The 12,021-nt window shown below is 70.5% G+C and carries 5 protein-coding genes; 1 reads left to right on the top strand and 4 read right to left on the bottom strand.

Annotation, left to right across the window (positions count from 1 at the left end):
* The first annotated feature begins 186 nt into the window (after positions 1 to 186).
* Positions 187 to 2,718 carry a glycosyltransferase family 4 protein gene (locus EV375_RS09790; protein ID WP_130299100.1) on the top strand — a complete coding sequence of 844 codons (2,532 nt, stop codon included), beginning with the start codon at positions 187 to 189 and terminating at the stop codon, positions 2,716 to 2,718.
* A gap of 2 nt (positions 2,719 to 2,720) precedes the next feature.
* Here the strand turns inward: EV375_RS09790 and EV375_RS09795 are convergent, their stop codons facing one another.
* The 4 genes from EV375_RS09795 to EV375_RS09810 form a co-directional block, all read right to left on the bottom strand.
* Positions 2,721 to 4,826, bottom strand: coding sequence for a hypothetical protein (locus EV375_RS09795; protein ID WP_486588385.1), 2,106 nt, complete (start codon positions 4,824 to 4,826; stop codon positions 2,721 to 2,723).
* Positions 4,827 to 5,194: 368 nt separating this feature from the next.
* The gene (locus tag EV375_RS09800; RefSeq protein ID WP_130299101.1) at positions 5,195 to 10,192 is read right to left on the bottom strand and encodes an NAD-glutamate dehydrogenase; all 4,998 of its coding nucleotides are present in this window, start codon (positions 10,190 to 10,192) and stop codon (positions 5,195 to 5,197) included.
* A 445-nt stretch (positions 10,193 to 10,637) separates the two neighbouring features.
* Positions 10,638 to 11,315 (bottom strand): HAD family hydrolase, encoded by a 678-nt coding sequence (locus tag EV375_RS09805; RefSeq protein ID WP_130299102.1) that lies wholly within the window; start codon positions 11,313 to 11,315, stop codon positions 10,638 to 10,640.
* A gap of 188 nt (positions 11,316 to 11,503) precedes the next feature.
* Entirely contained in the window at positions 11,504 to 12,016 is a 513-nt protein-coding gene (locus tag EV375_RS09810; protein ID WP_130299103.1) for a DUF6912 family protein, read from the bottom strand.
* Positions 12,017 to 12,021 lie beyond the last annotated feature (5 nt).

Below are 12,021 nucleotides of genomic sequence, written 5' to 3' on the forward strand. Positions count from 1 at the left end.
CTCGTCCACCGATGGTTCAGCCGATGTTGGGAGCAGACCACGGCCGGTGCCGCCGGCAGGCATCGTCCGTCTGAACACGTCGACTTCGCCCCTGCTGGCTATTTTCACATCACATATGGACAATACTGCCGATATGGTGCATTTCGGATGTCAATTTTCGAGCGGCGGCTGTGAGGAACGGGCCAGATGAAAATCGCTTTTCTGCTGGACAACGCCTACGGAATCGGGGGAACGATCCGCTCCACGGTGAATCTCTCCCGAGCTCTCGCCGATCGCCACTCGGTGGAGGTCGTCAGCCTCCGCCGTACGGTCCGTGACACCTCCCTCAACTTCGACCCCCGGGTCACCATGACCCACCTCCTGGAACTGCGCCGCAGCGAGCGCGGCTACGACGGCGACGACCCCCGCTTCCGCGAACCCAGCCACCGCTTCACCGAGGGCGCCGACCACCTGGAGCGCGGAGTCGCCACGCACCTCGGGGACGTACGCATCGAGGAGTTCCTGCGCGGCACCGACGCCGACGTCGTCATCGCCACCCGCCCCAAGATCAACGACTACCTGGCGGCCTACGGAAGCGACCGGTACCTGCGCATCGGTCAGGAACACCTCACCCACTCCATGCACAGCGACCATGTGCGCTCGCACCAGGACGCCGCGATTCCGCTCCTCGACGCCTTCGTCACCGTCTCCTACGCCGACGCCGAGAACTACCGCGCCGCCATCACCGGTTCCGGCACCGAGACGGCCGACGGTGACGCCCTCATCACCTGCATCCCGAACGCCGTACCGGCCGTGGACGTCGAGCCGTCCGACGGAGAGAGCAAACTGATCGTCGCCGCCGGGCGGCTGATCAAGGTGAAGCGCTACGACCGTCTCCTCAAGGCGTTCGCCCTCGTCGCCGAGAAGCACCCGGACTGGCGGCTGCGGCTGTACGGACGGGGGCGGCAACAGGCCGCGCTGCGGGCGAGGATCGACAGGCTCGGCCTCTACGACCGGGCGTTCCTCATGGGCCCGCACGCCCCCATCGAGGCCGAGTGGGCGAAGGGGGCCATCGCCGCCGTCTCCTCCGACGCCGAGTCCTTCGGGATGACTCTCGTCGAGGCCATGCACTGCGGAGTTCCGGTCGTCAGCACGGACTGCCCCTACGGTCCCGGGGAGATCATCGACAACGGGCAGGACGGCCTGCTCTCACCGCTCGGCCCGACGGAGAAGGACAGCGTCCGTGCCTTCGCGGACGCGCTGATCCAGCTGATCGAGAACCCCGAACTGCGGTACCGGATGAGCCAGGCCGCGCTGGCGAAGGCCGCCCGCTACTCACCGGAGCGCATCGCCGGCGAGTACGAGCAGCTGATCGAGAAACTGCTGGAACAGCGACGGAACAGAGGCGCACACCCGGATCGGGTCCTGGCGGGGAGCCAGGTCGCCTCGCGGCCCGGCGCCGAAGCCGCCACCGAGGCAGACATCGAAGCCGGCACCGAGGCAGGCACCGAGGCAGGCGCGGGAGTGGTGGCCCCGGCTCCGGCCGCCGCGTCCGGACCCGAGCTCTCCCCCGGTGCGGCGGAGGCTCCCGCGCAGGGCTCACCGCCGGGCAGGGCACCCTCCCCCACGTCCGCACCCTCGGCCTCCGCTCCGTCCTCCCTCCAACCGCCGCAGCCCGCAGCGAAGAAGAGCCCGAAGCCGGCCGCTGCCGCCCCGGCCCCGGCCCCGTCCCGTCCCTTCCGCCGCTTGGCGCTGCGCGTCGCAGGGCCCGTGCTGCGTCCCGCCGTACGAGCCTGGCGCAGCCGCCGCGACGCGAACCGTCCGGCCGCCAAACTGCGCCGCCCCATCGCTCGCACCCGCGTCGCCAATGACGGTTCGCTCGTGATCCGCCTGCTCGCCAAGCGGCTGCCGAAGACGCGGTCCGTGCTGCTCGTCCGCTCGCGGCGCGACAGCGGAACGCCGCACCGCATCCCGATCCCGCCGCGCGCCGAGGCCGTCGACGGCTGGGTCGAGGTACGGCTCGAACGCACCGAGCACCCGCTGACGGAGGACCGCTGGGACACGTACGTCGAACGGGTCGCGGACCGCAAGCGCAAACGGGTCCAGTCCGAACTCGTCGAGACGGCCCGGCTGCTGTCGATGCCCGCGCCCGTCGACAAGGACGGCGTGCTCACGCCCCGCGTGCCGTACACGACCCTGGACGGCTACCTGGCCGTACGGGCCTGGCACCGGCACGGGCACGCCGAGGTCACCTCCGTCGAACTCGGCAAGGAGGGCTGCACCCTACGCGCCGAGTTGTACGGGCTCGCCGCTCAGGCAGCGGACGAGGACGGCGGCTCCATCGTCGGCGTCTCCCGCTCTGCGACGGAGCCCGGGTTCGAGCTTCCCTTCGAGCTCACCCCCGGGCTGGTGCCGTCGATCTCCTTCGAGCTTCCGTACGAACTGCCGGCCGCTCTGGACTCCGGGGACCTGAAGGGCGTGTGGGATCTGTGGATGCGGATCGGCGCCGCGAAGGACGGGCGGCGCGTACGCCTCGGACGGCTGCTCGGCGACCTTGCCGACCGCAAGAAGACCGACCTGGTGCCCCGCGTCCGGCTCGGTGAGACGGAGACAGGGGTGTGGTTCTACTTCTCTCTGGTCAACGACCTGGTGGTGGCCCTCCAGCCGTTGCCGCTGGAGAAGCCGCTGGAGCCCGCGGCGACGAAGGGAACCGCGCCCTCCGCGGCAGCCGGGACCTAGAGTCAGAGCGCCTCGTCGTCGCCGACCGCGTCGCCCGGTCCGTCGGCCGACCCGTCCGCCGACGCGTCCGCCGGGGGCCGGCCGGTACGCCCGCGCCGGGCCGACGGGCCGGCCGGCTCCGTCGGCCCGGCCGTCACATCCGCCGTTGGCAGCCCGGAGCCGCGCGCCTGATGGGCCCGCGCCTCGGCTCGCAGCGCATCCACTGCCCTGCCGAAGCGGACGGCTGACGGCGGCTCGTCCGGGCCCAGCAGATACGCCTTGAGTTCCGCACGCACCGGCCGCAGCACATCGCGGGCAGGCTCGCGTACCGACTCCAGCAGGGCGGGAACCCCCTCCGCCTCCGGCGTCAGGACGGTGGCCGCGCGCACGGTCGGGAAGCCGGCCCGGAACTCCTCCTCCGTCAGCCCTGTCGTGTTCACGACGGCATACGGCTTCTCGCTGCTCAGATAGTCCGACACCACACTGGAGACATCGGAGACGAGCAGGTCGGCCTGGTTGAAGCACGAGTGGATGCCCGGCCGCCCGCCCGCGAGCACCAGGTGCTCCGCCGGGTCGCAGGCCCGCCAGTAGCACTCCTCCCACGCCTCCACGGCGTCGAGCACCGTCGCGGCGGACGGCCATGCTCCGGCGTGCTGCCGAAGCATGCGCTCCGCCTCGTCCCAACGGTTCCGGGACGCCTCCTTCTCGAGTGCGGTCAGTTCCGCCTCGTGCTCCTCCAGCTCCGCCGCAGCCTCCGCATTGCCGGCATGAACGACGCGACGGGACGTGTTGGCTGCGGCGATCTGCGCGCGGATGCGCACGTCCGCTTCCTTCATCGCCGGGTCGACCGAACCCGTCATCGGATGCGGCTTGTAGAGCAGCCGGACCCGCTCGTCCGCGAGCAGCGCGGCCACGATCCGCTCACCCGCCGGCAACAGCGACGTGTTGCCCGGCTCGTCGGTCCACCCCTCCCAGGTGGGGGCGTACAGGACGGTCGTGTACTTCCCCGCCGGAGGACCCGCGTACGGGCGGATGGCCTCCAGCTGCGGGCGGCCGACCTCGATCACGTCCTCGTCGCGTACGCCGATGCCGGCCAGGCGGTAGCGCTCGCGGGCGGCGGGCCCGGCGACCCAGACCTGGTCGTAGGCCTTGGCGTAAGGGTTGCAGGAGGAGAGCTTGTCGCTCTCGCCGTGGTTGATGAAGGCGTGCTTGATGGTGGGGATGCGCAGCACGTGGGAGGTCTTGCCGGAGTTCGCCGGATGCAGCAGCACGGGAAGGCCGGACTGTTCCAGGCGCATCAGGTGGGCGACCTTCGGGATGCACACGATGGGGACGTCGGTCGCGTCGATGCGCCGCACCATGAACCGCTCGCGCAGCACGATCAGCGGGCGTCCCTCCAGCCGGGCGAGCATCGGAAGCCACATGTTCGCCTGGTACGCGGAGGACGTGCCACCGGAGAAGTACATTCCGACCGTGGGCCGGTACGCCGCCAGCCAACCGTCGAGCCAGGCCAGGACCTCCTCCTCACCGGCCGGACGCCGTCCAGGCAGCAGTCGGCAGGCCAGGTGCACCACGCCGGTCAGCAGCACCGCCCAGCACAGCAGAGCCGTCAGGGCGCCCCAGCGTGCGTTGCCCGTCATCGCCGTGGCCGCTGCCCCGACGGTGACGAGCGCACTGCACAGCAGCAGCCGGAGCGTACCGTTCCGGCCGAAGAGCACCGGCGGAGTGGGACCGATACGCAAGGCGGAGACGTCGATGTTCCGAGTGACCACGGGCAGCCTGCGTGAGCGCCGTACGCGTGCGGCCACCGCCTGGCACAGGAAGTGCGCCGCCCAGCAGCCGAGCACCGCGATCAGGAGCCAGGCCGCGTAGTGGGCGGGGCGCAGCACATCGAGCCGTGCCAGGCCGCCGAGGAGAAGCGCGTCCCGCAGCAGCTGCCGCACGGGGTGGTGAAGCTGGGCGCCGCCGAGGCTGCGGGCCAGGGCCGGTCTGCGGCCGAGCAGCCACGACTCGGCCGCGATGCCGAGGGCGGCGCCCGAGACGACGAGGGTCGTCCCCGCCAGCAGCAGGCCCAGCAGCTGAAGCACATATCCGGCAGCCAGCGGAACCAGCCCGGTGGCAGCGGCCACCAGAGACCCCGGGAGCCGGCGGCCGGCCGGTGCGGGGGCGGGCCCGGCAACGGCGGGCGGCGAGGGGGCTGCCGAGGGCCCGGAATCGCGCGGGTCCGGGCCCGGGGCTGATCCGGACACTGAAGCGGAAGCGGCGTTCGGCTCGGTACGCATGGGCCTCCCCTGCGGTCCTCTCCAGTGAAGACCGGCAGGGCGCACGGTGCGCCCTGGGTACGGCCGAACGCGTGCCCCATGTCCGCCCCCGGACAGGGGGCACGGGGCCTGACGGGAGCGGGCACGCATGCGGCGGTCCCCGTACGGGTGACCGCACGGGGACCGCCGGGCCCTCCGGGGCTTCCCCGGCCTGGGCCTTCAGCTCTCCGGGGTGCTCACCGGTTGCTGCGCAGCAGCGTGCGCATCGTCCGCATGGCGACCGAGAGGTTGGCCAGGTCGAAGGTCTCCGAGGCCTGGATCTCGTCGAGGGTGGCACGGGCACGCGAGAGGATCGTCGCGTTCTTCTCCTCCCACTTCTCGTACCGCTGCTCGGGCGTCGCCGTCCCGTCGCCCTCCGAGAGCACGTCCGCGGCGATCAACTGGTGTGCCGCGTACAGGTCTTCGCGGATCGCCGAGCGGGCCATGGACTGCCACCTGTCGGCACGCGGCAGTTCACTGACCCGCTCCTGGAGCTGTGTGATGCCGAGCCGGTCCGCCAAGTCGTAGTAGACGGCGGCGACGTCGAGCAGCTGCACGCCCGTACGGTCGGCGACGGCCACCACGTCCAGGCCGGAGAAGGCCGCGGAGAACCCGGCCACCCGCATGGCCAGTTCGGACGGGACGCCGGCCTCGGCGAGCCTGTCCAGGATCGCCTGGTGCCAGACGCGGTCGTCGCCCTTGAGGAGCTTGGGCAGCTCGTCCCACACGGCCGCCACCCGGTCGCTGAACAGCTCGATCGTCTCGGCGAGTTGCAGCGGCTGCGGCCGGTTGTTGAGCAGCCACCGCGTGCCGCGCTCGACGAGGCGGCGCGACTGGAGCCTGATGCTGGTGAGCACATCCGCGGCGACGACATTGTCGAGCGCCTCCGCCTCGTCCCAGATCTCGCCCAGCCGGAAGATGGCGCGGGCGGCGGTGTGCGCGCGCACGACCTCCTCGGTCGACGCTCCCGTCTCCTCCTTCATGCGGTGGGCGAAGCTGGAACCGCCGGTGTTGACCGTGTCGTTGACCAGCAGCGTCGTGACGATCTCGCGGCGCAGCGCATGCCCGATGATCTCCTCGGGGAACTGCTCGCGCAGCTGCCGCGGGAAGTAGGCGTGAGCCAGCTGCTGGAGGTACGGATCGTCGGGGAGCTGGGTGCCGATCAGGTCGTCCGACAGCGTGATCTTGGTGTACGCGAGCAGCACCGCCAACTCCGGCTGCGTCAGGCCCTCTCCGGCCGCGAGCCGGTCACGGACCTGCTTGTCGCTGGGCAGGAACTCCAGCTCCCTGTTGAGCCGGCCCTCCTTGGTCAGGCGGCGCATGTGCCGGTGGTGCGCCTGAAGCAGCCCCGGTGCGACCTCGATCGAGTTGGCCAGCGCGACGTTCTGCGCGTAGTTGTTGCGCAGGACCAGCTCGCACACCTCGTCGGTCATGTCCGACAGCAGGCTGTTGCGCTGCTTGACGGTCATGTCCCCGTTCGCCACGACGGCGTTGAGCAGGATCTTGATGTTCACCTCGTGGTCGGAGGTGTCCACGCCCGCACTGTTGTCGATGGCGTCCGTGTTGACACGGCCGCCGTTCAGGGCGAACTCGATGCGGCCCCGCTGGGTGAGGCCCAGGTTGCCGCCCTCGCCGACGACCTTCACGCGCAGGTCCTGGCCGTCGATGCGGATGGCGTCGTTGGCCTTGTCGCCGGCGTCCGCGTCGGACTCCGTCGACGCCTTGACGTACGTGCCGATGCCGCCGTTCCACAGCAGGTCGACCGGGGCACCGAGGATGGCCCGCATCAGCTCGGCCGGAGTGACCTTGCCGGCCTTCGACTCGATGCCGAGCGCCGATCGCACCTGCGGAGTGACCGGCACCGACTTCGCGGTGCGCGGATAGACGCCGCCGCCCGCGGAGATCAGCGAGGTGTCGTAGTCCTCCCAGGAGGAGCGCGGCAGGTCGTACAGCCGCCGGCGCTCCGCGTACGAGGTGGCCGCGTCCGGATCGGGGTCGAGGAAGATGTGCCGGTGGTCGAAGGCCGCGATCAGCCTGATGTGTTCGGACAGCAGCATGCCGTTGCCGAAGACGTCGCCCGACATGTCGCCGACGCCTACGACCGTGAAGTCCTGCGTCTGGGTGTCGTGATCCAGCTCGCGGAAGTGCCGCTTGACGGACTCCCAGGCACCGCGGGCGGTGATGCCCATGCCCTTGTGGTCGTAGCCGGCGGAACCGCCCGAGGCGAAGGCGTCGCCGAGCCAGAAGCCGTACTCCTGCGCGACCTCGTTGGCGATGTCGGAGAACGTGGCGGTGCCCTTGTCGGCGGCGACGACGAGGTAGGTGTCGTCCTCGTCGTGACGGACCACGTCCTCGGGGTGCACCACATCTCCCGCGACGAGGTTGTCCGTGATGTCGAGCAGACCCGAGATGAAGGTCTTGTAGCAGGCGATGCCCTCGGCCAGCCACGCGTCCCTGTCCTCCGCCGGGTCGGGGAGCTGCTTGCAGACGAAACCGCCCTTGGCCCCGACCGGCACGATGACCGTGTTCTTGACCTCCTGCGCCTTGACCAGGCCGAGGATCTCCGTTCGGAAGTCCTCACGCCTGTCCGACCAGCGCAGACCGCCGCGCGCGACCTTGCCGAAGCGCAGGTGCACACCCTCGACGCGAGGCGAGTACACCCAGATCTCGTACTCGGGGCGCGGCGCCGGGAGATCGGGGATGGCCTGCGGGTCGAGCTTGACGGACAGGTACTCGTGCGGGCCGGCCGACGGGTCCTTCACGCCTCCCGCCCTGCTGCCCGCACCGGCACTCTGGAAGTAGTTGGTACGCAGGGTGGCCCTGATGACGGTGAGGAACGAGCGCAGAATGCGGTCCTCGTCGAGGCTCGCGACCTGGTCCAGCGCGCCGTCGAGCTCCTCCAGCAGGCCGTCCGTCAGCTCGTGCCCGGCTTGTGAGCGGCTGGGGTCGAGCCGGGCCTCGAAGAGGTTCACCAGCAGCCGGGTCGTGTGCACGTTGTGCCGGAGGGTGTCCTCCATGTACGTCGGGCTGAAGGTGGCACCGGCCTGCCGCAGATACTTCGCGTAGGAACGCAGCACCATCGCCTGCCGCCACGTCAGACCGGCGGAGAGCACAAGGGAGTTGAGCCCGTCGTTCTCCGCGCGGCCCGTCCATACGGCGGTGAAGGCGTCCTGAAAGCGTTCGCGTGCGTCCTCACCGAGGCCGTGCGCGTGGGAGACGGGCATGCGCAGGCCGAAGTCGTAGATCCACGCCCTGCTCTTGTCGCTGCAGCGCAGCTCGTACGGACGCTCGTCGACGACCTCGACGCCCATGGCCTGGAGCGCCGGGAGGACGGCCGAGAGCGAGACGGGCTCACCGATGCGGAAGATCTTGAATCTGCGCTCGCCCGGACCGGCGCCGACCGGTTCGTACAGGCTGAGTGAGAAGTCGGCGGTGCCCTCGCCTCGCGCGAGTCTGTTCAGATGCTGAAGATCCGCGACGGCGGCACGCGGCGGGAAGTCGGCCTTGTACCCCTCGGGGAAGGAGTTGGCGCTGTAGAGATGACCCAGCTCCGCGGCCTGCTCCTCACCGAACTCGGCCGTCAGCGCCTCCGCGTAGCCGTCGGCCCAGGAGCGCGCGGCCTCCACCAGGCGGCTCTCGATCCGGGTCACCTCGGCGTCGGTCAGCTCGGGCAGCCGTGAGCCCGGCTTGAGCCGGATCACGAAGTGCAGCCTGGTCAGCACCGATTCGGTGTTCCAGACGCTGAAGTCGACGTTGGTGCCGCCCAGTTCCTCGGTGAGGATCTCCGTCAGCCGAAGCCGGACCGTCGTCGTGTAGCGGTCGCGGGGCAGGTAGACGAGCGCCGAGTAGTACCGCCCGTACTCGTCCTTGCGCAGATACAGCCGCAGCTGGCGGCGCTCCTGCAGATAGAGCACAGAGGTGGCGATGGAGCGCAGCTGGTCGACAGGGATCTGGAACAGCTCGTCGCGCGGATAGGTCTCCAGGATCTGGAGCAGGTCCCGGCCGGCGTGGCTGTCCGGAGCGAACCCCGCGGAGCTGAGCACCTCGGCGACCTTGCGTCGGATGACGGGCACACGGCGCACCGACTCCGTGTACGCGGCGGAGGAGAAGAGACCGAGGAAGCGCCGCTCCCCCACGACGTTGCCCTCGGCGTCGAACTTCTTCACACCCACGTAGTCGAGGTACGACGAACGGTGCACGGTGGCCCGGCTGTTGGCCTTCGTCAGCACCAGCAGGCGGTGCTCACGGGCCTTGGCGCGGGCGTCCGCGGGAAGGCGGCTGAAGGACGGGGAGACCGGATGGCCCTCGTCGCCGGAGGTCTGGTGCGGGTCGGACCGCAGGATGCCCAGCCCCGTGCCCGGCACCGGGGTGAGCGTCAACTCCTGGTCCCCGTCGGGAACTTCCTCCGTCAGCTCGTACTCGCGGAAGCCGAGGAAGGTGAAGTGGTCGTCGGCGAGCCAGCGCAGCAGCTCCCGCGCCTCCTCCACTTCCTGGTCGGGCAGGTCGGGGGCGGTGGGCTCGGAGTCCAGCTCATCGGCGATGCCGAGCGCCGCGCTGCGCATCTTGCGCCAGTCCTCGACGGCTTCGCGCACGTCGGAGAGGACGCGCAGCAGATCGTCCGTGATCTGCTTGAGGTCGTCACGCTCGGTCTCACGGTCGACCTCGACGTGGATCCAGGACTCGGTGAGGGCGTCGTGCGGCAACTCCCGCACCGGCGGGTGACCGAGCTTGTTGCGCCCGGCGTCCATCACCTCGAGCAGCTTCCCCGCAACGTCGCGGCGCACGATCACCTGGGGGTGGATCACGACGTGAATGCCACGGTGCTGCCGGGACAGCTCGTTCGTGACGGAGTCCACGAGGAAGGGCATGTCGTCGGTGACGACTTCGATGACTGTGTGCGTGCAGGTCCAGCCGTTCTCGTCCACCGACGGGGTGTGCACACGCACGCTGGCCGTGCCCTGGGGCCGCTCCTGCGCCAGACGGTAGTGCGAGAACGCCGCACCGAGGATGTCGACCGGGTCACGGTCCTTGAGGTCCTCCGGCGCGGTGTGCAGGTAGTAGCGCTGGAGGAACGCCCTGAGCGCTCCGTTCTCGAGACCCCGCGCCGGGTGCTGTCCCCCGGCCGGGCTCTCCTCAGCTACCCGGGCGGCTTCTTCCAGCCGCTCGGCCTTTGCTTCGTCCAGCTTGGTCTGCATGTCCTGTGGCTCCTGTCGCGCGCCGTTGCGTGACGTGAAATGGCGTGGGCTTGTCCGGACACGGCATCGGAACGCGGGCGGTTGCCCGGGGCTCGACGCGTGCCGTGAAGAACGACCAGCGGCGGCCCTCGGCGCTGTCGCGCAACGGGCACCGGGCGGGGGCCTCGCGGCCCCCGGGAGATATCGCGCTGATCACGCCCCGTAGGCTACAGCCACCGCACCGGGGGCCGTCATAGACCTTATGTGTACAAAATCGGGGGTTGGTCTTGGACGGAGTGGACAGCGACGAGAACCGCCCGCCCCGTGTGAAGCGGCCTTACGGCCGCCCCTTCTGTGCCGTTTCCTCACCCGCCCGGCTCCCGGTTCCCTCCCCGCCCGTTGCCGCACCGGCCGCTCCGACTGCCGTACCGGCGGACCCTGTTGGCGCCGACCGCCCCGACCGCGGCTATGCGGTTATCTGTTCGGCCGTCTCGACGGCCTCGGCCAAGGTGTCCACCACGGGCACGCCGGCCGTCTCCAGGCTCGCCCGGCTGTGCGAACCGCCCGTGTAGAGCACGGCACGGGCGCCCACGTGCGCCGCGGCCTTCGCATCGTCCACGGCGTCCCCGATGACCACCGTTCGTTCCGCCCGTACGCCGTGCAGGGACAGCAGATGGCGCGCCATCTGCTCGGCCTTGCCGCTTCCGTTGGGCCCCCTCGCGCCGTCGACACGGACGAAGTGCCCGTCGATCCCGTGTGTCCGCAGGAGCGGGACGAGCCGGTCGTGCGGAGCGAGCGAGCACAGCGACTGCGTGTGCCCGGCCGCAGCGAGGTTCGTGAGCAGTTCCGCCGCGCCGTCGGCCAGGCCCGCGTGCTCCGCCTGCCGCCAGTAGTGCCGGTGAAAGGTCTCGTCCATCACCTCCCATTCCTCCGCGCTGGGCAGCCGCCCCATCAGCCGCTCGTAGAACCGCGGGACGGGAACGCAGTACAGCTCGCGATAGCGCTCCAGCGTGATGGAAGGGTGCCCGAGCTCGGCGAAGGCGGCGTTCGTCGCAGCGATGACGGCGTGAATGTCGTGCAGCAGCGTGCCGTTCCAGTCCCAGACGATGTGAGCGGACCGTCTGTGTTTTTGTCCCAGACCCATGCATACGACGGTACGTCCGGGGTGTGACAACGCGATACCGGATTCGGCCGTCCTGACGCTTCGCCGCGTTCCACCGCCGGCCTACCGTCGTGGCACCGGCCCGGTTGCGATGCACCGGCGGCGTCCGGTTGCGGCCGGTCCCACCGACTCGCGTGAACCGTGGCTCTCAGTGATCCACGCCGCCCTCGTCAGTCGGTCAGGTGCGGGATCTCCTGTGTGGCGAACCAGAGAAGCTCGTGGTCCTCGGCCCCGTCCACCGTGAACCGGGCGTCGTCGTCGCCCATGTCCGCCGCGCCGAGCGCATCGGCTGCAGCGGCCACGTCCGCCTCGGCCTCGCCGGAGTCCATGTGCACGGCCGCCGCCTTCGACAGCGGTACAGGGCCCTCGATGCGCACCTCCCCGAGGGATTCACGGTCCAGGCCGCGGCCGGGGTCGAAGGAGACCGCGGCGTCCGCGACGTCGAGGGCCAGCACTACGCGGCGGCGGGACACCTCCGGCCTCACCGCCAGCAGCCGCAGCGAGGCCTGGGCCGCGCGGTTGAGCGCCGCGTACTCCAACTCCTCGCTGTCGTCGGAGAGATACCACTCACGCAGGCCCGGCGTGACCGCGTACGCGACGGTGCCGCCACGCTCCGGCGCCAGCTCACCGGCCCGGTGGGCGTCACGCAGCGCTGGGAAGGTCAGAGGCACGTAGACACGCATGGGCT

The sequence above is a fragment of the Streptomyces sp. CNZ301 genome, from assembly GCF_004217425.1.